The sequence below is a fragment of the Gimesia algae genome (genome assembly GCF_007746795.1).
In the GTDB taxonomy this organism is placed as follows: Bacteria; Planctomycetota; Planctomycetia; order Planctomycetales; family Planctomycetaceae; genus Gimesia; species Gimesia algae.
In genome coordinates this window covers 5,551,563-5,570,138 of sequence record NZ_CP036343.1, presented here as the reverse complement: position 1 = coordinate 5,570,138, position 18,576 = coordinate 5,551,563, and the positions used below count along the sequence as shown (strand labels likewise).

General features: G+C 51.3%; 22 protein-coding genes. 2 read left to right on the top strand and 20 right to left on the bottom strand.

The window, feature by feature from the left end; translation table 11 throughout:
- Nucleotides 1-92: 92 nt before the first annotated feature.
- Nucleotides 93-884 carry a DUF6193 family natural product biosynthesis protein gene (locus Pan161_RS20740; RefSeq protein WP_145230441.1) on the bottom strand — a complete coding sequence of 264 codons (792 nt, stop codon included), beginning with the start codon at nucleotides 882-884 and terminating at the stop codon, nucleotides 93-95.
- A gap of 77 nt (nucleotides 885-961) precedes the next feature.
- A complete protein-coding gene (locus Pan161_RS20735; protein ID WP_197995440.1) occupies nucleotides 962-1,510 on the bottom strand; it encodes an HAD family hydrolase in 549 nt (182 codons plus the stop codon).
- A gap of 303 nt (nucleotides 1,511-1,813) precedes the next feature.
- Here Pan161_RS20735 and Pan161_RS20730 point away from each other — a divergent pair, with 303 nt between their 5' ends.
- Complete coding sequence (locus Pan161_RS20730; protein ID WP_145230439.1) at nucleotides 1,814-3,034, top strand: PcfJ domain-containing protein; 1,221 nt, start codon at nucleotides 1,814-1,816, stop codon at nucleotides 3,032-3,034.
- Between the two features lie 6 nt (nucleotides 3,035-3,040).
- Here Pan161_RS20730 and Pan161_RS20725 read toward each other — a convergent pair whose 3' ends face one another.
- Complete coding sequence (locus Pan161_RS20725) at nucleotides 3,041-4,492, bottom strand: SUMF1/EgtB/PvdO family nonheme iron enzyme (protein WP_197995439.1); 1,452 nt, start codon at nucleotides 4,490-4,492, stop codon at nucleotides 3,041-3,043.
- Between the two features lie 98 nt (nucleotides 4,493-4,590).
- Between Pan161_RS20725 and Pan161_RS20720 the strand changes: the two genes are divergently transcribed.
- The gene (locus tag Pan161_RS20720; protein WP_145230435.1) at nucleotides 4,591-7,164 is read left to right on the top strand and encodes a right-handed parallel beta-helix repeat-containing protein; all 2,574 of its coding nucleotides are present in this window, start codon (nucleotides 4,591-4,593) and stop codon (nucleotides 7,162-7,164) included.
- Nucleotides 7,165-7,199: 35 nt separating this feature from the next.
- Here Pan161_RS20720 and Pan161_RS20715 read toward each other — a convergent pair whose 3' ends face one another.
- The 17 genes from Pan161_RS20715 to Pan161_RS20635 all read right to left on the bottom strand — a co-directional run bounded on the left by Pan161_RS20715 (nucleotide 7,200) and on the right by Pan161_RS20635 (nucleotide 18,551).
- Entirely contained in the window at nucleotides 7,200-7,820 is a 621-nt protein-coding gene (locus Pan161_RS20715; RefSeq protein ID WP_145230433.1) for a pyridoxamine 5'-phosphate oxidase family protein, read from the bottom strand.
- A 72-nt stretch (nucleotides 7,821-7,892) separates the two neighbouring features.
- Nucleotides 7,893-8,858, bottom strand: a complete 966-nt coding sequence (locus Pan161_RS20710; protein ID WP_145230431.1) for an alpha/beta fold hydrolase — start codon at nucleotides 8,856-8,858, stop codon at nucleotides 7,893-7,895.
- 69 nt (nucleotides 8,859-8,927) lie between these two features.
- Nucleotides 8,928-9,491: a carboxymuconolactone decarboxylase family protein gene (locus tag Pan161_RS20705; protein WP_145230429.1), complete on the bottom strand. Its 564-nt coding sequence runs from the start codon at nucleotides 9,489-9,491 to the stop codon at nucleotides 8,928-8,930.
- Between the two features lie 107 nt (nucleotides 9,492-9,598).
- The gene (locus Pan161_RS20700; protein WP_145230427.1) at nucleotides 9,599-10,174 is read right to left on the bottom strand and encodes a TetR/AcrR family transcriptional regulator; all 576 of its coding nucleotides are present in this window, start codon (nucleotides 10,172-10,174) and stop codon (nucleotides 9,599-9,601) included.
- 42 nt (nucleotides 10,175-10,216) lie between these two features.
- Entirely contained in the window at nucleotides 10,217-10,564 is a 348-nt protein-coding gene (locus Pan161_RS20695; protein WP_145230425.1) for a 50S ribosome-binding protein YggL, read from the bottom strand.
- Nucleotides 10,565-10,567: 3 nt separating this feature from the next.
- The gene (locus Pan161_RS20690; protein ID WP_145230423.1) at nucleotides 10,568-11,191 is read right to left on the bottom strand and encodes a hypothetical protein; all 624 of its coding nucleotides are present in this window, start codon (nucleotides 11,189-11,191) and stop codon (nucleotides 10,568-10,570) included.
- A gap of 88 nt (nucleotides 11,192-11,279) precedes the next feature.
- A complete protein-coding gene (locus tag Pan161_RS20685) occupies nucleotides 11,280-11,639 on the bottom strand; it encodes a hypothetical protein (RefSeq protein ID WP_145230421.1) in 360 nt (119 codons plus the stop codon).
- A 20-nt stretch (nucleotides 11,640-11,659) separates the two neighbouring features.
- Nucleotides 11,660-12,079, bottom strand: coding sequence for an SMI1/KNR4 family protein (locus Pan161_RS20680; protein ID WP_145230419.1), 420 nt, complete (start codon nucleotides 12,077-12,079; stop codon nucleotides 11,660-11,662).
- Nucleotides 12,080-12,391: 312 nt separating this feature from the next.
- Nucleotides 12,392-12,775: a hypothetical protein gene (locus tag Pan161_RS20675; RefSeq protein WP_145230417.1), complete on the bottom strand. Its 384-nt coding sequence runs from the start codon at nucleotides 12,773-12,775 to the stop codon at nucleotides 12,392-12,394.
- Between the two features lie 62 nt (nucleotides 12,776-12,837).
- Entirely contained in the window at nucleotides 12,838-13,473 is a 636-nt protein-coding gene (locus Pan161_RS20670) for an SET domain-containing protein (RefSeq protein WP_145230415.1), read from the bottom strand.
- Between the two features lie 231 nt (nucleotides 13,474-13,704).
- Nucleotides 13,705-14,106, bottom strand: a complete 402-nt coding sequence (locus tag Pan161_RS20665) for a DUF805 domain-containing protein (RefSeq protein WP_145230413.1) — start codon at nucleotides 14,104-14,106, stop codon at nucleotides 13,705-13,707.
- A gap of 124 nt (nucleotides 14,107-14,230) precedes the next feature.
- Complete coding sequence (locus tag Pan161_RS20660) at nucleotides 14,231-14,605, bottom strand: DUF805 domain-containing protein (protein WP_145230411.1); 375 nt, start codon at nucleotides 14,603-14,605, stop codon at nucleotides 14,231-14,233.
- 199 nt (nucleotides 14,606-14,804) lie between these two features.
- Nucleotides 14,805-15,383 (bottom strand): hypothetical protein, encoded by a 579-nt coding sequence (locus Pan161_RS20655; RefSeq protein WP_145230409.1) that lies wholly within the window; start codon nucleotides 15,381-15,383, stop codon nucleotides 14,805-14,807.
- A complete protein-coding gene (locus Pan161_RS20650; RefSeq protein WP_232103358.1) occupies nucleotides 15,380-16,858 on the bottom strand; it encodes an IS4 family transposase in 1,479 nt (492 codons plus the stop codon). Before Pan161_RS20650 ends, Pan161_RS20655 begins: the two co-directional genes overlap by 4 nt.
- A 126-nt stretch (nucleotides 16,859-16,984) precedes the next feature.
- Nucleotides 16,985-17,239, bottom strand: a complete 255-nt coding sequence (locus Pan161_RS20645) for a hypothetical protein (RefSeq protein WP_145230407.1) — start codon at nucleotides 17,237-17,239, stop codon at nucleotides 16,985-16,987.
- 80 nt (nucleotides 17,240-17,319) lie between these two features.
- A complete protein-coding gene (locus tag Pan161_RS20640) occupies nucleotides 17,320-18,003 on the bottom strand; it encodes a hypothetical protein (protein WP_145230405.1) in 684 nt (227 codons plus the stop codon).
- Nucleotides 18,004-18,197: 194 nt separating this feature from the next.
- Nucleotides 18,198-18,551, bottom strand: coding sequence for a VOC family protein (locus tag Pan161_RS20635; protein WP_145230403.1), 354 nt, complete (start codon nucleotides 18,549-18,551; stop codon nucleotides 18,198-18,200).
- Between the last annotated feature and the right edge of the window lie 25 nt (nucleotides 18,552-18,576).

Here is an 18,576-nt window from a genome sequence, read left to right as displayed (position 1 = left end):
AAAAAGGGCCGTTCGTCGAATTCGGAATCGTACATATCACACCTCCGCTGGGTCAGAGAACAGAATGGTTTGAGAAAGGAGACACGGCAGCTTCAGTGAGGTTCGCTGAGATCATTGAAAAACGTCTCGGTGCATAATTGAGCCGGGCCGCAGTTGCGCGGCAGATACTGTACGACAATCTGTGCTGCTCTTTCCGCCGGACCTTCTCCCAGATAGCGTTCCCGCAAAAAAACTTCGTAGTATCCTGGTATGATTTCATAATTTATGAAGTTCTGTTTGGGCCTGACGTGAGGACAATCACGGGTGAACGGATAATGTGTGCAGCGGCTGAAGCAGAGATACCACATACTGGTAAAGGGAAAGAGCTGTCGTAACTCCGGAGTCGCTTTAGCGGCCTGATAAAAATCAAACAGGTCCAGATGACCGTCAGCGAGATGGTCGTGATATGCATCCCATTGCGCGGCGACAACTTTGTGCGCAGAGATGCAGGGAAAGACCTGCACCGAACCGACGACCCGTGAAATCGCCAGTTCTGCTGGATCAATGCGATCCAGTACCCAGAGACGAAACAGGTGCGCGACGGCTTCGAGGCATGATGTTTCTACTCGTGCCAGGGGAATTTCCCGTTCGCTGCATTGACAGGTAAATAAACGCTTGTCTGCAGCGCAGGTCAGATAGATTGAGCGTTCTGAATTTTGGAAAGTAACATTCCAATGGGAGTATTGGAGCAAAACGCTCTGCTCATCGGAGGCTACAGAGGGGTTTCCTATGCTTTCCCGGTAGTGAACAACGCGCAGCTTTGTGTCTGTCCCACCCAGTTTCTGACACAGGAGCGAGGCCAGACTATCGGTGGCCGTCAATTCGGGGTAATGCGGATCTGTCATTGCTGTACTTCATGAGAAATTTAAGACAACGCTGTTTTCATGATAACTGAAGACAAACCTCAGTCACCAGTGACACTTTAGTATCCCCGATTCTTCCAGTTCCGTTTTTCAATGCAGCGGAGATTCGCTTTATCGCGGAGCTGTAACAGATATTTTGTCAGCAGCTGCAACTCATTATCATTCTGGTCACCGAACCAGGGGGTAACGTAAATTGCGTTGCCATAGTTTCGTTCTACTTTTTGGGGTGTATCATCCACAATGAGTACGCGCTCCAGGTTATATCCCTGTCGCCTGACTTTCTTCAGATCTTTAATGTAGTACTGTTCGTGCCACTCGGGATCGAATCTTGTGATACAACGTTCACGGCTCCAGATGAATTCTGGAATAACCCATTTCGGAAAAATCGTATTTACAACTGACTCAACATAGTCGTGACTGGAAGAAGACCAGACTGCAATTCTAAAGTGCTGAGAAACCTGGTTCAAAAAATCAGTCAGAAATGGCCGCAGATAAACCGCATACGGCCCGATTCGACAGTCTGGCTTTCGCGCAAGCGGACGATCTGCTGCATAAAGCAGTGTCTCATCAATGTCAAGAATCAACAGGATCTGATCCAGGGGCTGCACGAAAGATTTCCTCTAAAAGAACGAACCTCGGTTTCATTGAGGTGTCAACGTTGACAGATTTGTTCCAGCAGTATTGTTTTGCTGTTGTGTTAATACAGACACAAATCAGGTTTTCTGGTTCTGCTCGCTTCACAGTGGGGCATTCGTAACGAAATGGTGAAAGTCATGCTGTTTAACAAAGGTTTAAGCTGTTCGATTTGAAGTGAGGCATTATTGGTGCGTCGTGCGCAAATGATGCTGCTTTCAGGGTGATGCCTGCGCATCGCCAGTCTGCTTAATACTCCTGGTAACAGAATACATATCATGACTTCTCAAGAAAGAAAAAACCACGCTGCCTGCAGGGTGGATGCGCTGATTGCACAGCATGCCTCAATGCGACGTGCGCATCAGAAAAAATACTGGCGACTGATTCATGTAATCCGTTCGCGGACGACGCTGCTCTCACCCGGTCAACAAGCAGGATTTCTTAATCCTGTCAATGCGGGGGCTGTTATTCAGGCTTGTGTCAGGATGGCGCGTCGCGGTTTTGCCTGGATTCGCTCCCCGGAGGACTGGGTGGTTCCCAAGGGAAATTCCCTGGTTCAGTTCCGCTCGCTGGTGCATCATTTATACGATAAATATTCCGTTCCCGAGTTTATGACAACCGTCTGGTGGAATGAGCATGAAATAAGCTGGGAACTGGACCTCTACCTGCATCTGGCACGTGGACAGAGTGTGCGGAAATATCAGAATATATTCTGCCAACGCCTGTCGAAGAAAATGGCGGCGCAATTTATGCAGGCACCTGATGACCTGAGGCCTTACACTGCGATTTTCTGGTCACAGGTACGGGCACTCGGCGCTGATGACAGTCTGGCTCGCATCCTGTCCACCCGAACTTTGCTTTCTCTACCGAGATATGATACCCCTTTCTGGAATTCGGTGATTCACTTCCTGGTTAAGTATCAGCCGATCTCTGTGGACGAAACTGTGGAAATTGTGAATTTTGTTTTCCAACAGCGATATGAACCGGCGGAGAAAGTCTGGGGTCCCGGTGCCGGAGAAACTCCGGTTCAACCTCAGTTTTCACTCAAAGGGCGTTCGTTGATGTCACTCAGGCGGCATATGGTTCACTGGCAGTCAGATCTGATTGAGCAGGGGATGATGCCACCTCCGGGAGTGAGCCGCCTGGATTTTCCCTGGGATCGCTGCAGTATTAGAGCTTATCATTGTGAGCAGGAAGATGCTGTCTGGAGCATTGAGGAACTGCTGACTCCCCGACAGTTACAGAACGAAAGTCGGCGGATGAATCATTGTGTTTCTGATTATATCGGCGCTTGCATCGGCCGTAGTACAACGATCTGGTCAATGAAAGTGAAAACAGGGCGTCGCAGGCGGCGTCAACTGACGATCGAAGTCCATCCGCAGAAGAAGATCATCTTTCAGGCGAGTGGCAAGAATAATTGCGATCCCAGTGGAACTGTCAAAGACATCTTAAACCGCTGGGCTGCCCAGGAGGGGTTGACGCTCAATGAGTCGATCTGATTTGAGTCAAGGCAGGTCCTGTACCGAGCTGACACAGCGGAATCCCAGGCAGCGTCCCCGGGCGATGGGGGGACGTCCCCGGCGATAGGAACTGCGACAGAGGATGTCCGGTCCGACCCAACTGCCGCCCCGTTCACTGCGCACGAGCGTCAGTGAGTGATTGCAGGGATTACGTTGCGTGGATCCGGGTTGCCGGTAAAAGTCTTCATCGTACCAGTCGCGGCACCATTGCCAGACATTACCCGCCATGTGATGCAGACCGAAGGGAGACATGCCCAGTGTTTCGTTGACGGGGGAGAGGGGAAGCGTCTGGGTTTCATAGTTGACTTGCTGGCGATGCAGGCCGGCCCGCAGCTTTTCCGGGGTGGGCGCGTCGTTGCCCCAGGGATACGCACGCGGGGTCGCGCCGCGGGCCGCATATTCCCATTGGGCTTCAGTGGGAAGGTAGCTCCCTTCCGCTTCGCCGGTTTCGTCGCGATAGTTGCTCCAGAGCCGATTGTTGGCCCAGAGTGAGTAGGCATTCGCACCATACCACGAAACCAGGATCATCGGCCAGATTTCACAACCAGGCAGGGGCTGCCAGCCGTTATCTGTGTTTTGAATCAGCATATGCACGTCGCGGTCGTCATCCATATCAAGAACGAACCAGTCAGTCAGACAGGAGTCGGGGAGTTTGCCGACGGAATTCAGAAAGCGACAGTAAGCGGTGGTCGAGACCGGTTCGGCGTCGATCAGGAAGGCATCGAGTTCGACCTGATGGACGGGCTGTTCGTCCGGATTTGCTGCAGGGAGATCGCTGCCCAGGATGACATTGCCAGCAGGGATGCGGATACAGCGCATGCCATCGATGTGCCTGCGCCAGGCGGGGCAGGGGACAGTCGATTCCAGGGGAACGAACAGATCGGCCTCCGACAGTGCGGCTTGTTTCAAGATGCCGTCCAGTTGCGTGAAGCAGACTCGCTGTCCCCTGCCTGGTTCAATGGCCGGTTGACGAAACCAGTCGGCTCGGGGCAGAGCTTTGATTCCCAATTGGATGGTGACCAGTTGTACCAGGTCAGAGAGACGGAACGGTTGGCGGGTAAAAATTGCTTTCAGCGCAGGATCGCTGGTGTCATGAGAAATGGTGATGCTGAATGTGTCTTCCAGCTCCATCAGGAGTCCGGTCATGGCCAGACTGTCACACTTCAGATCTTCAATTAAGCGATCGTTGAGTGAGAGTTTCTCCAGAGCAAATCCCAGTTGCTCGGAGACGATGCTCAGCACCTTTTTTTCAATTTCGGTTTGGGACAATTGAGTAAAAGTCATGATCGCCTCGATTGTTCTTGATGTTGTGATCGGGACATGAAAAGATTTTGTCTGTTGAATTTCCTGGTCCTTATTACCGGTATATTTTACCTGATCGTCAGTGGCAAGAGCAGCAGGGGAGCTGAGGCACAGAAATACAGGTTTCACCCGCATGGAATCCCTCCTTGGAACCGAAGAAAGTGATGGAGTCACCATTATTATCGTTACAAAACTGACTTTATGATCTCGGAAAAGTTCATATTGAGAGTCGAATGCATACCCGCTCATTGAGACGTTTGCTGATTCTGTTACTGCTGACAGGAATGGGATCGTTGTTCTCGTCATTTTCTTACGCCCAGGATCCGGTTCCCGATTATCAGCCGGAATGGTTTCAGGAAGAGGATTATCTGTACCGTGCCTATTTCGATTTCACCGGGCAGGCAGGCGGTGTGAATGATAACGGTCAAGGGCTGCTGTTTATTCCCCTGGCGCAGGATGAAGAATGCCTGTTCTTCGCGGACCTGCGGGGGAATATCTTTGATGACTCTTCTGCCGAAGGAAATTTCGGGCTGGCTTACCGCCGCATGGTGAACGACCAGTGGATCGCCGGGATGTATGGCTTCTACGATGTCCGCCGCAGTCAGTACAGCAATATCTTTCGCCAGGGCAGCTTTGGTTTCGAGCTGCTCAGTATCGAGTGGGATTTTCGCGTGAACGGCTATGTTCCCTCTCTGAAACAGCAACGCGTGGACTCGCTGAATACTGCCTATCTGAGTGGTAATAATATCGTCATGCGGGCCGGTGAAGAACGTGCTTACTGGGGAACCGATTTTGAAGTCGGGCGGCTCCTGAAATCGTTTCCTGAATCGAATCTGGATGCGGAACTGCGAGGTTACGTAGGCGGCTATTACTTCGATAATTCAGCGCCCGGTTTCAAAGAGATGACAGGACCACGGGCCCGGGTCGAATACCGGATGTTCGATCTGCCCTGGCTGGGTAACGGTTCGCGTGTTGTATTGGCCGGACAGTATCAGTACGACGAAGTCCGGGGCTCCCAGGGGACCGGGCTGTTGACCGTGCGAATTCCACTGCCGGGCAATGGAGACAGCCAGAAGCTGAGTCGCTTCCAGCGGCGGATGGTGAATCCGATTGTGCGTGATCTCGATATCGTGTTGAACCAGACACGAGGACCGGAAGAATGCGCCAGGCTACAGCTGACAGGTCAGGAGCTGAAAGACCTCACCTTTATTGATGGTGATACTGCCAATGCGGAAGCCGTCTTCAGTGCCGCGGGAACAGACAGCGTCGTGCTGTTTGACGGTTCCAAAGGAACGATCAATACCAGCACCGGTTTTGTATTTAATGATGGCCAACTCGCGCTGGCCGGTGGCAATAGTGTGAATGTGGTCGGATGTAATTCGGGCGCTGTCGCCAGCTTCAGCTATGGCGCACAACCGACCGTGAATGGTTCGCTGACTTCAATTGATGTCTTCACGATGGCAGATCGTTCCAGCATCGTGGGTATGAATATCACGGGCGGGGAAAATGGAATCTATGGAAATAATCTGAGTGGCTTCACAATCAACCGCAATACAATCAGCGGTGCAGATGAAGATGGCGTGCACCTGGATGGTGATATCAATGGTACGATCACAGATAACACATTCACCGGAAACGGCGTAACAGGTTATAACGACGGGCTGGAGGTGCAGAACTTTACCGGTGGAACCATTTCAGGCAACGTCTCTCGAAATAATGGATATGGCTATTACATTGAAAACGAAATCAGCGGGGGAACGATCAGTAATAATATTGCTGAGAACAACTTAAATGATGGTTTCTATATCACAAAAATGAGCGGTGGTTCGATCACGGGTAATACCTCGAAAAATAACGGAGACGATGGATTCTACTTCGACGATGTGATGACGGGGGGCGTTTTTTCAGATAACATCGCCAGCAATAACGGAGAATTCGGATTTGATTTTGACGGCGTCAATGGCGGAACTATCAGCGGTAATCAGGCTTTGGACAATGGCTATGCCGGTTTTGCATTCTATGATGATATCAATGGGGGAACAATCTCAGATAACATCGCCGAACGAAATGATGTCGGGTTCTACTTTGATGATGACATCAATGGCGGAACGATTACAGGTAACATAGCCAGCAATAACCGGTATGACGGATTTTATTTCCGTGATGAAATCAGTGGTGGAACCTTCTCGAATAATACCGCGACAGAAAATGGAGATGATGGATTTGATTTTGATGACTTCGATGGGGGAACGATCAGTAACAATATCGCGACCGGAAATGGTGTGAACGGGATCGCCTTCTATGGAGAGGTCAGCGGTGGGACGTTTAGTGGAAACACTGCCACTGGCAATCAGGATAACGGAATCAAATTTGGTGATACTGTTTCGGGCGGAACTATTTCGAATAACCTGGCCAGTGGTAACGTTGACGACGGCTTTGACTTTGAAGATATTACGGGTGGATTCATTACCGGTAACACGGCGACCGGAAATCAGGATGTCGGCTTTGATTTTGACGATATCGTAAGTGGCGGTACGATCAGCAATAATATCGCCTCTGGAAACCAGGGCTATGGCTTCGACTTTATTGCCCCGATCCAGGGGGGAACGATCAGTAACAATACCGCCAGCAGCAATTCGAAATCTGGTTACTTCGTGAACATCTTTGGTGGAGGTAACACCGCTTCCTTCTCGAACAACTCTGCGATCGACAATGCATTGAAGGGCTATGACGTCCGGACAGGGACCCCGCAGAGCGGTGTGGGCACCAATACCGGTTCTGGAAATGCTTCAGACAACAACTACTGATACGAGTGAATTCGTCTGATTCCAGGAGTTACTTTTTACAGGCCAGATTCTATTTTCATGTGAAGTCTGGCCTGTTCTATTTTGAGTTGCTGGTTTTCTGCCTGCAACTGCTCGAGAAGTACCCGAACATCGGCTTGTGGCAGACGGGGATGGATATGCTGGGGACAGTTGATGTCCCAGGCGGTGACAGAAAACAGGATGGCACGCTCGGGCCTTGCAGGATACGCCGGGTCGTGCAGTAAAGCGAGCAGTTCCGGATCGTTTTCGACTATGTGGGCAGTCCCCCAGATCTTGACACGGCGACGTTGGACGTAATCAATCAGAAACAGAAACGCCTGGGGATTTTCAGTGAGGTTCCCCAGAGTGATGAACTGCTGGTTGCCGGCAAAGTCAGCAAAACCCAGTGTCGTTTCATCAAGGACTTTCAGAAAGCCGGGGCTGCCTCCGCGATATTGTATATAAGGCTGCCCGGACTGACTGGCAGTTCCCAGGTAAAACATGTCGAGTTCCGACAGAAAAACTTTTAGTTCTTCTGTCACTTTTGTCTGCCAGCCAGCCCCCTGTTCCATCCGGGCGTATTGTGAGCGCGAACCTTTTTGTGTCTGAACCGCTTTCACGGATTCTGTAAACGCGATATCACTGGGGTAAGCTTGCATCTAATTACTCTCCGGTCAAAAAGAGAATGAAGCCAGGCTGCGTGCCTGAAGCAACGGAGCCTGGCAGAACAATCAATGAGCAGTATTTGTATATTGAGTGAGGAACTTCCGCATCAGCCGGGCGATCGTCGGTCCCTCTTCTTCCAAGGCAAAATGTCCTGTATCGAGCAGATGGAACTCGAGCTTGTTGAGATCCTGTTTGTAGGGATACGCTCCGGCGGCAGGGAAGATCGGGTCGTTCTTGCCCCAGACGATCAGTGTGGGGGGCTGATACTTTCTCAGGTACTCCTGCCACTGGGGATAGAGCGGGGGATTGCTGCCATAGCTATAGAACAGGGCGAGCTGGATTTCCTGATTGCCGGGACGATCAAGCAGGGGTTGCACGTGCCCCCATGTATCAGGGCTGATTGCTTTGACGTCGCGCACACCCGTTGTGTACTGCCATTTGGTTGCATCGAGTGTGAGCAGGGAACGCAGCTGATTTCCGTGTGTGGAAGTCCGCTCTTTCCAATAAACTTTGACAGGTTCCCAGAAAGGATTATCCAGCCCCTCCTCATAGGCGTTTCCATTCTGGATGATGAGTGTTTCGATTCGTTCAGGATGTTGGACTGCCAGGCGAAAGCCGATCGGGGCACCATAATCCATCAGGTACAGAGAATACTTATTTAATTGTAATTGCCGGGTGAACTTTTCCATGATGTGTGCCAGATTGTCGAAGGTGTAATCAAATTTGTCGACAGACGGGGCGCTGCTGTAACCGAAGCCCGGGTAGTCGGGGGCGATCACATGGTATTTGTCTGATAATGCAGGAATCAGGTTACGAAACATATGCGAAGAGGTGGGAAATCCATGGAGCAATAGCAGTGTGGGGGCATCTGCAGGACCTGCTTCCCGGTAGAAAATATCGAGCCCCTCGATTTGAACGGTCTGATATTTGACCGGATAGGAGTCCGGTTCCGCCGCTCTCGCATGGAACAGGAAGCTGAAACTGCTGACGGTAAGGATCAGGATAAAACGAATCTGGTTTCGTAGGCTCATCGTAAAGTTCCTTAAGGGAAGAATGTAAAAGGGGCAGTTCGACCTGGGAACTGCCCCTGTGTGAGATTACTATGAATTCGCTGCTGCAAGACCCCCGGGCAGAGGTTCGACAGTTGGGAAATCGATTTCCGTCCGGGCGATGTTATTGAAGTAATTGGTAAAGATGTTGAGCGCAACATTAGCGGCGATCTCGGCGATCTGCTCATCAGTGAACCCGGCGTCGCGGACGTCCTGCAGGTCCTGGTCGGAAATCTGTCCCCGTTGTTCCACGATAGTTCGGGAGAACCTCAACAGAGCAGCCGTTGCGGGTTCAGAGTCGACACCGGCCCGGTTTTCCAGAATTTGAACCGGTGACAGACCGGCGCGCTTGCCGAGCGCGGAATGGGCCGAGACACAATACCCACAATGATTCGCTTCCCCGACGGTCAACGAGATCTGTTCGCGATGCTGAGCCGAAAGCGCTCCTGTGGTCAGGGTACCACTGAATTTCAGATAAGCATCCAGTACGGCGGGGGAATGGGCCATGGTTCGCATCAGGTTGGGAGTCATTCCGAGTTTGGACTGGACTCCGTCCAATAATGCTTTGGCGGAACCTGTGACTGTGGTGGGATCGACGGCGGTTAAACGTGGCATCTTTCTTCTCCTTGTGAACATTTTACTGAAAAACAGAAACGCGAAACAAAATATTATATAAACAGACAGGTCTGTATTGTATGTGGCAAAAAAAGGGAAATATGTATTTATTGTGTTTGTGAAATCAGGATCTCAGCTGCTTCCTCGGCGATACTGGCGGCGGTGGCATTGCCTTCACTGACGGCGGTGACGATGGCACCTTCGACCAGGACACTGATTGCCGGAGCAACGGATGCGGCCTGAGGTCCAGCAGTTTCGATGATGATTTCGGTTAGCTGCTCCTTAAAACGTCGTTTATGGTCTGAACAAAAATCTGTTGCGGTCGGGTTGGAGTCCGCCAGTTCCGCCAGAGCGTTGAGGAACGAACAGCCCCGGTAGTCAGCACACTCAAACCAGTCCTTTAAAGCAGCAAAAAACGCTTTTAAAGGATTCAGTCCCTGCGACTGGTGTTCCAGCATGCGTTGTCTGAGATACAGGTCGAACTGTTCCTCCCGATATTTGAGGACTTCGACCACCAGATCATCTTTGGACTTAAAATGGTTATATAAGGTCATTTTAGCCACCCCGGCTTCGGCGATCACACGATCAATGCCGACGGCGCGGATGCCTTCTGAATAAAACAGCTTCTCGGCTGTCTCGACGATGCGTTTCCGGGCATTGGAGGGGCGTTGTGTTTTGCTCATGCTTTAAATATACAGACCAGTCTGTTTTAGTCAAGCCTGAATCTAAAAATTATTTTCCTGGCCATCAGAATCGAGGAACGGACCATTCCAGGCATCAAAGAGGGGGCTGAACTGAAAATTCAAGACCTCGGGGCGATCTTCAAGCCAGTCAGTGATGCGTGCTAAACGTTTTTCGGGCTGTTTTGCTGCTGTTCCCAGTTGAATGATCCCCTCGGTCTGCTCTGGCATGCTGCAACCACCGAACGAGCAATGATTACCTTCGATAGCCTGTTCGATCCAGTCGTCCAGAAACGCGTCAAAGTCTGCGCCGGGAATCATGTTCACAGTGACGGCAACAGCCCATTCGATGAACTCAGCCAGATGTTTCTTTTTGCGGAGGCGTTTTCGCATGGATCAACTCTTCTCTGTTTGTTTAAGACACCAGTCTGCGAAGGGGAAGAATTCAAATCGGTTTTCTTTTCTGCGAATATCCCTCAAAATCGGAGTCTCGAACCAGTCGCTGGAGTCGGGAAGTCGTCGCGAAAAATCAAAAAAGATCCAGTCTGCAACTGGTTCCGGGGCATAGCAGGTGACCGTAGTTTCACTACTAAAATGCTCACAGGAAGGGGGACCCAGGCGATCGTATATTTCCGTCTGAGTCCAGTCGCGCTCAAAAAAATCAGCAGAGAGCAGGGATTGCAGATCTTTCCATTCTGCCGGATTCAGAACTCGTTCTGGTTGAAAATATCCCAGTTTGTGTCCTACTTGCGCATAAACTGAGGCTACTTCAGCAATGTAGTCTGGAATTTGAAACTGCTGATATTCGAATTGTCCCAGCACTCCGCGGTTGCCACGCAAATCGGTCTCCAGGAACACCTCCCAATCGTGCTCGCGCTCGTCAATCCAGCAGAGATCCCGCAAAAGCAGGTAGAACCACAAAACGGCTCCGTGGGTATTTCCCCCAAACATGACCGGACGCTTCAACGCTTCTGGCAATGTTTCCACCTGGCGATTTCGGAACGCTTCCATGCTTTGCATTCTGGTTGTTCCTTACTTTGATTGTTTCCATTATGGTGATTTGAGTTTGTACAAAGACAGGTTTTACTGGTTGTCGTCAGTCATGAGATCAGAGTGGGAACCAGTCGGTTTCTTCGGGGTTTTTCGATTCTATCAGAACTTCTGTGGGATGAAAGAACCTGCGATCCAGCATGATCAGGGGGGCGAATAGATAACCCAATTCATTGCCGCGGCTGACGAATTCTCCACGGATATTTTTGAACCGATACTGAAACCGGCAGTCTTTCGGGTTCCAGGTGGAAATGTCGGAGAACGCCAGTCCGATACTGCTGTAGCGAACTTTGCCCGACTGGTTAAAGTAATAACCACCCAGACAGGACAGAACAATATAGACGCCGACATAAAAAATCAGACAAATCAGAAAAGCCGAGAGAAAATCTTTCAACAGTTTTCGATGTGCGAGTGACATATCGTGCTACTTTCGATGAATTACTCCAGCAGTTCCAGGCCTTCCAGAAATTCATCCAGGTTGTTCGCGAGTTTTTCGACGTCGCCACCCTCGTTAGGGTAGAAGCCCCAGACGGCAAAATTATCAGCCGGGTCGACACACAGCAGATCTTCGTTGTCGTAGCCGATGGTCAGCCAGGTCCCGATCAGGGAGAAGGGGATCCGATTTCCCTCGTCGTCCATAGTGTGTGAATCGCCGGTGATATCCTGAATCAGTTTGACATAGAGGTTTGCCTGATCGATATACGCGACCTCAAAGTCGTCGATCTCAAGCAGTTCCTGAAGCTCTTCACGGCTGGCAATTTCCCACTCCCGTTCTTCGAATTCGGCATAGGCTTCTGCTTCGAGACTGTCCAGCCAGAGCAGGTAATTGTCCGGTAAATTCAGTTTCTCAGTAGTCATCACAGAACTCCTTTTTAGCATGTGTCCAAGTTTACTATTGCGTCTCCAGGTGTTTTGGGGACGAGTATAATAGATTGGGGGACGCCATAGTTAAATGCGATGTGCCCTGGTATGTTGAAATTGAGAGAGTATTCTGGAGGTCTTCATTACAGGCAGTATACCCGCAAAAATCCTGCTGCAGAGATGAAGCCTGTCTGGTTTGATGGCCCGCTTTATGCGAGGAACAGGATTATCGTAGCAGCCAGGAAAACCAGAGTTCAAGATGAAAATGAATAAAACGGCTGCGGAAGCAGGACGATCCGCGCTGAAGGACTATCCTTTCCAGACGTAAATCAGCAGCAGCACCGCCAGAGCCAGAGCTAAAACAGCAAGGAAATAGCCCCACCAGGGGGTAGGCCTTCTGATTGCTCCCACGGCTGCTTCATAACGCACCAGATCTGCCAATTTCTCAGCGTCCTGTGGGTGACCACACTCACAAGGCGTGATGATCTCGGAATATCTCAGGCCGGCACATTGGGGGCAGCGGCCACAACAGTCGCAGTACGGTAATTCGCAGTCCGGACAGGTTTTGACTTCGGTCTTGAAACGCCTGCTGCCACATACCGGGCAGCGTCCACAGCCAGGGCAGGCAGCCCGGGTGGGATCGAAAACGGTTGATTCACAGCACAGACAGCGGATGAAGGGGAGATCGCTCATGCCTCAAGTCTGGGGCATGAGCGGGATCGTGTCAATCATTCTCTGGTCGGGAGACGGGAAAACTAAACGGCGGTGTTCTTTTCCTTCTTAGGTTTCCGCTCATCGACTCTGTTTTCGTCGTTGTAATAGTTGTTCAAAATCGATTTCATCTCCTGGTGCCCTTTGGAGACGGCTACGATTTCATTCCACATCTCTTCGGTGAGCAGTTCCTGCAGTGGCTGGTCGAGGTGGGGAATGCGGTTGAAGACCTTGAGCAGTTTCTTATCCCAGACTTTGTAGTATTTGATCAAATCGTTGGGATACACGATTTTACGCCGCGTTCCTTCGTCAATGCCTCGAAAGGGGGTGGGGATATTCAGGTAGCCGTAGTCGTCGGTCAGCTGTTCGCCGGGATGAATGTCCCGGATAGCGATTTCGAAGTCGTAGGCTGTGGTCAGGCAGTTGGAATTGAAGCTGTGGTTGACGTAGCGGCCGTTATCCCAGCAGAGCACCAGGTTTCCCTGATTATTGCGAAAGGAGTAGGTATCCAGAATGTTCTGGTAAATGTCTTCCATCGACTGAAATTCGATTGAACTGAACTCGCGGTCCAGTTTATCCAGGACCCAGGTGATGGAGCCGGCGGGGATGAATTCGGTGGCGACAACGCCGTAGCCGATTTCGTTGCTGATAAATTTCAACTCAGTTTTAGGGTGTATCATTTGGGATCTCTAATACACAAAAGGAAGGAGTGTGGTCGCAGGTTGTGGCTTGTCGGAGCCCCTCGTCCACACGGTGTTTAATTCACATGGCACCTCATGTTGTTGAAAGTTGAATATGCAGGAGGATATATACCGTTGATTCGACCGTTTGCACAGTCCTGATTCATTAAATTTTTCATGAATCGCGAAAGGGAATTTTCCAGCCGGAAAAGGGTGGGACGACAGTCTGTCTCAGAGGGCCGGTTCGGCGGTTGCTTTCGGGTCGGGGCCGTACTGGTTGGGGCCGGCGGTCCCTTCCAGAAGCATCATGATAAACATGACCAGCGGGCCGATGCCGGGGATCAGAAAGACCAGCAGCCAGAGTGCGCTGCGGTCGGTATCGTGGAGGCGGCGGACGGTGACCGACAGTTTGGGCATGAGCACCACCAGCAGGTAAAGCAGACACAGTCCCATGCCGAGCCCCAGACCTTCCAGGCCATCTGCGAGATTCAGGAACCTGCCGATGACAGCACCGACAACAAAAGACAGGATCGTGAAGATCACGTCGAACAGGGTAAACATCCAGTATTCCAGCCGACGGGCGCGGCCATCGAGCGTGGCAAAATTTTTCAGTGCTTTCAGATACCAGTTCATATCAAGACCGTTTCAGTCCACAGTAGCGAAATCGAGTGTAGAATTGTCAAAGCGGAGCGCGAGATTCAGCGGTTGCTTACCCCCGCGCTCTTTCTGGTTCAATCAGTTTAAAACCGGTAATCGTTTATTGCGGTTCTGGTGCCAGCTTGGGGTTTTCTCCATATGCGTTTGCGTTGGGATCGCTGTCCAGAATCATGAAGATAAACAGGATGATTGCCCCGAAGAAGGGGATCAGACCGATCAGGATCCACCAGCCTGTGCGATTGGTATCATGCAGGCGACGAACTGTGACTGCGATGCTGGGGATGAAAATAAACAGCGAGTACAAACCGGAAAGCGAGACCGTAATGAGTCCACCTGTTTCACCTATAATTGCCCCGAGGATCCCGATGACAAATGAGATGATGATATTGAACAGGAAAAACATCCAGTATTCTTTTCTTCGTGCCCGGCCTTCGAAATCTGCATACTTTTTGAGGACAGCCAGATACCAGTTCATGACAAAGCCTTTCGTTTCACTCTGGTGAGTTCAGGGAAGTGATTGAGTTGTGAGAGATCCCTATTCCGCGACGACTTCCAGCAAGTCGCGCGTACTTGCTACTGAACAGTAGCTTATGAAATCACATCTTACTAAGGGAGAGGCAATTTTCAAAAGGAATTATCCGGAAACGAATCTCGGGATATAAGGATTATGTGGCCTACGTGATATCCCGGACAGGTCGGGCAATGGTTCTGACGGGGGGACGCCACCAGGTAACGATCCACCAGCCGAGCGCAAAAACGACGGCGCTGATCATGAGGGGAAAGTCACGACTGTAGGCGATCTGCAGGACTGCCAGTGTTTTTTCTCCTATGCCGCCGGGTAAATCCGCAATCTTCACTCCAAACTTGAAAAAGTGAAAAATGGCCCGCAAAGTGAAAATCACGAAAGTGAGCAAGACGAACAGCAGCGGGGGGACGCCACACCGCCAGAAGGTAAAGGGGGCCTCTCTCTGCTCCCATTTCAAAAAGAGTCGCTGGATATGCAGGATCATTTCATCACGGACTTCCGGGCTGCTGAATCTGACTTTGAACCGTTTTGATTTCTCTTTCTGCTGGTCGAAGTAATACAGTTTGAGTTCCATTGGACCATCCTGCCACTTACTTCTGGAAGTACTTTCGTACCACTCCAGTGCCTGAATATCAGCGAGTGGAGCTCGCTTCAGCGGATGCTCCATAGGAGAAAAGACTCTGAGGGGAATGGCACTGCCTGTTGTTGTGAAAGAGTTTGCGTTCATACAGTTGCTTTTCTTTGTTGATGGTAATGGTATCTTGGTTGCTTCAGCAAAGCCAGCACTTTGGTTCGGCGTTTATTGGCTCTGGGTTCTGTTCGGCCGATGCGATGCCCTACACGTTCGCTGCAGGGGACCTGCTGTCCGAGTGTGGCTAATTCCTCAGTCGTTTTTGTAACCGCGCCCAGCAACCAATTCGCAGCCAGCATCTGTTGCGTGGTAGTAAACGAGAGTGAACGGGGATCACGGCCTGTCGCCAGGCTACTCTGCAGCATCTTCAATCGAATCAGATTGTACGCCAGCAGACATGACCAGAGTTCGGTGAGCACCATGGCCGGAGACTTCGCCCGCAGGATATCCATCCCCAGCGAGCACTTGATACTGCGAATGTCCAGTTCGATCAGCCAGCGGCTCTGATACACGGCGGCGATCCAGCGCGCCGGGCATGCTTTCCGATCTGTGATGGTGGTGGCAATCGTAAATGTTTTGGCGCGATACCCCGGCTGACTGATCTGCACATCGACCAGCCGCAGAGTGAGTGTCAGCGGTTGTCGCCAGAATTCCTGACGGGTCATCCAGGCAGGACGGACGGGGGGACGTAACCATGTCACCAGGCGCTCTCGCTTGTTCAGTCGACGTGCGGTTTGTGGATGATTGTCACGCAGGTGATGGTTCTTCATCAGGATCTGAACGCCCCGCGCATGGCACGCACTCACCAGCCAGTACGTGCAGTAATACGAGTCAGCCACCAGAATATCACCCGGCCGGAGTGCATCGAGCATTTGCCAAAGCAGGGCCGTTTCGCCACTCCCTTTACCGCTGTAAGGCCCGCTCACCAGATCGACCAGCAGTCCGGTGGTCATCGAGATCAGAGAAACGCAGCGGAGAACGGGGAACCCGAGCCCCGGTTTCTGAGCCGGGTTCTGCGGATAGGCCCGCTGATTCTCAGGGGTATCGGCGGCCGTGATGGTGAAGCCGTCAACGAGCAGAATGCGACCGCCGGTACTCCGTGATTTCACATCGGCGACGCTGGAAGGACTGAGGCGCGCCGTTGACTGCTCTCGAGACTGGACACAGTTCTGGTCACAGGCCGCTTCGGCATCCGCGGCAAGTTGCTGGACGAGATCGCGGATGACGGTAAAGGATAGTTTGAGTCGCGCGCGACAGTAAGCACCGGTATTCGTACTGCAGACCCGTCGCCCCAGTGCCGCCCATAAGCTGGCAACACGAATGACGGCTGCCTTACAGCTGCGTTGCTCGCCGGAAAAGAACACCTGAGAGATTAACGCCCAGAGAGTGATTGCCGGTGTGTAAATGACATCGGGGTCATTGCCAAAGTCGATTTCGTGTTCGTCAAACACCTGCTGCCAGCGTTGATCGTCAAGGACGTCGGCTAGCGGCAGGCTGCTCTCCTGCATCATCGAACGTTTGAAAAGAGAAAATGATGCTGCATTCACTCGGGAAGATGATATAAATGGCATAGGACCTTCCTTGGTCAAATGTTTTGCCCACACCAACCCAAGGAAGGCCCTGCCAGAACGCAGCATAATGCCAGGAGACGTTTTGCCAAACACAATTTCCAGCGAACTGGCAAAAAAATCAGAAAATCAAGCATGTGACGATGTCACATGGGAACCGTTGCGCATACTCAAAGCAAAAAAACACCGGCAGTGCCATTCGACTCTGAGGGTTTCTCCAGGATCTTCTTCATCAGCAAGCAACTGAAGAATATCAGCGTGCTTCGTGGCTTTGGTGGTTGCTGCCAGTAGTTCGGTTTCCGTGATCACAACGATTTTGAACCAGGGACCAATAATATAGTAGTCCATTTTTACGATTTCGGGAGTGGTAAACTCTTCGGTCATTAAGATGTCATTTCAGGCTTTACAGAGCAGAGAGCGTCAAAACAGGTTGACAACTGATAGAATCTGTCGGGTGATGTGAGTTAAGCACCCTGTTGAACAGGCCGGGCGATGGTTCTGACGGGGGGCGTTTTGCAGCTGATGTACCACCAGATCAAAAGACCGCTGATGATGGCGCCGCCGATGGCAAGCAGACCAACCGGTCCAATCATATTGTAAAGTCGTGCCAGCAGGCGGCCACGACGCGAGACTTTGTCGACATCCACCTGACCCGGATCGGATAAGCCCGTGAATCCGGGAATACCAAACACGAGAAGTGAAATTCCGCTGAGGGTCAGTGGTGTCATGCCGATGTACCAGATGCTGGCCGGCGCATCCATCTGCTCACAAGGGCCGATGATCTGCTGGACCACGTCCCGAATCGCGTCCCGGTTCGGCATACTGCTCAGTTTGGCTTCTGCCTTTTTGGATTTTCCATTGACGGTGTAATGCGCCTTCAGGGTGGCGGCATCGCTGTACCACTCCAGGGCTTCGATATCGCGTAACGCAAAGATCTTGGGGCCCTGACCGAGGGGGGAATTATTTTTCAGAACGGTGGCTGGATCCTCGCCTGCATCCAGGGCAGAGAGAATGGCCTGCTGTTTGCCTGTTTTCGTGGCGGCGATGATCATATCGGAGTCGGTCACTGCAGTGACCTTGTACCATTTATCGTCCACGAAGTGGTCAAGAGCCAGAAGTCGAGCGGAAGCGGGAGCGTTTTCGTTCATGATTCTGTCGTTTCTGGTTGCATGAAGAAATTGGGGATGAACTGGGCTGGTAGCACTTTTCAGTTTCAAAGCGTTCAGTCTGGAAGCATTGATCCTACTGTCTGCGTGTTCATTTTCAAGTTGTTTCTGCCAGAACTCAAAAATTCACATTCGAGATGAGAAAGTGAGTTCACGCAGTAACTGGAAACAGCCGCTTATCGATCGGACCAGACCGCAAATTCATTACCCGAGGGTTCCAGGAACTGAAAGCGTCTTCCCCCAGGAAAAGAGAAGATGGGTTTGGTGAGCTGGCCGCCGGCTGCTTCTATTTTGGAGAGTGTTTCTTCCAACTGCTCGCTGAAGAACACGATTAACGCGCCGCCGTTCTCTGTTGTGGAACAGAGTTCTGCCTTGAAGAAGCCGCCGTCGAGTCCTTCGTTTGCGAAGGCGGTGTAGTCCGGACCGTAATCGGTGAACGACCAGCCGAAGACGGTCTCGAAGAATGCTTTCGTTGCGGCCAGATCTCTGGCGGGGAATTCGACGTAGTTGATTTTTTCGTGAGCAGGCATGAATCCACTTCCAGGTTGAAGGTAA

Excerpts from the sequence above, each read along its gene's own strand:
- Pan161_RS20635 (WP_145230403.1), bottom strand. The coding sequence starts at position 18,551 with ATGCCTGCTCACGAAAAAATCAACTACGTCGAATTCCCCGCCAGAGAT.
- Pan161_RS20670 (WP_145230415.1), bottom strand. The coding sequence starts at position 13,473 with ATGATACACCCTAAAACTGAGTTGAAATTTATCAGCAACGAAATCGGC.
- Pan161_RS20665 (WP_145230413.1), bottom strand. The coding sequence starts at position 14,106 with ATGAACTGGTATCTGAAAGCACTGAAAAATTTTGCCACGCTCGATGGC.
- Pan161_RS20655 (WP_145230409.1), bottom strand. The coding sequence starts at position 15,383 with ATGAACGCAAACTCTTTCACAACAACAGGCAGTGCCATTCCCCTCAGA.
- Pan161_RS20650 (WP_232103358.1), bottom strand. The coding sequence starts at position 16,858 with ATGCCATTTATATCATCTTCCCGAGTGAATGCAGCATCATTTTCTCTT.
- Pan161_RS20680 (WP_145230419.1), bottom strand. The coding sequence starts at position 12,079 with ATGACTACTGAGAAACTGAATTTACCGGACAATTACCTGCTCTGGCTG.
- Pan161_RS20725 (WP_197995439.1), bottom strand. The coding sequence starts at position 4,492 with ATGCGGGTGAAACCTGTATTTCTGTGCCTCAGCTCCCCTGCTGCTCTT.
- Pan161_RS20660 (WP_145230411.1), bottom strand. The coding sequence starts at position 14,605 with ATGAACTGGTATCTGGCTGTCCTCAAAAAGTATGCAGATTTCGAAGGC.
- Pan161_RS20695 (WP_145230425.1), bottom strand. The coding sequence starts at position 10,564 with ATGCGAAAACGCCTCCGCAAAAAGAAACATCTGGCTGAGTTCATCGAA.
- Pan161_RS20730 (WP_145230439.1), top strand. The coding sequence starts at position 1,814 with ATGACTTCTCAAGAAAGAAAAAACCACGCTGCCTGCAGGGTGGATGCG.
- Pan161_RS20705 (WP_145230429.1), bottom strand. The coding sequence starts at position 9,491 with ATGCCACGTTTAACCGCCGTCGATCCCACCACAGTCACAGGTTCCGCC.
- Pan161_RS20685 (WP_145230421.1), bottom strand. The coding sequence starts at position 11,639 with ATGTCACTCGCACATCGAAAACTGTTGAAAGATTTTCTCTCGGCTTTT.
- Pan161_RS20740 (WP_145230441.1), bottom strand. The coding sequence starts at position 884 with ATGACAGATCCGCATTACCCCGAATTGACGGCCACCGATAGTCTGGCC.
- Pan161_RS20645 (WP_145230407.1), bottom strand. The coding sequence starts at position 17,239 with ATGACCGAAGAGTTTACCACTCCCGAAATCGTAAAAATGGACTACTAT.
- Pan161_RS20715 (WP_145230433.1), bottom strand. The coding sequence starts at position 7,820 with ATGCAAGCTTACCCCAGTGATATCGCGTTTACAGAATCCGTGAAAGCG.
- Pan161_RS20690 (WP_145230423.1), bottom strand. The coding sequence starts at position 11,191 with ATGCAAAGCATGGAAGCGTTCCGAAATCGCCAGGTGGAAACATTGCCA.
- Pan161_RS20710 (WP_145230431.1), bottom strand. The coding sequence starts at position 8,858 with ATGAGCCTACGAAACCAGATTCGTTTTATCCTGATCCTTACCGTCAGC.
- Pan161_RS20720 (WP_145230435.1), top strand. The coding sequence starts at position 4,591 with ATGCATACCCGCTCATTGAGACGTTTGCTGATTCTGTTACTGCTGACA.
- Pan161_RS20640 (WP_145230405.1), bottom strand. The coding sequence starts at position 18,003 with ATGAACGAAAACGCTCCCGCTTCCGCTCGACTTCTGGCTCTTGACCAC.
- Pan161_RS20675 (WP_145230417.1), bottom strand. The coding sequence starts at position 12,775 with ATGAGCGATCTCCCCTTCATCCGCTGTCTGTGCTGTGAATCAACCGTT.
- Pan161_RS20700 (WP_145230427.1), bottom strand. The coding sequence starts at position 10,174 with ATGAGCAAAACACAACGCCCCTCCAATGCCCGGAAACGCATCGTCGAG.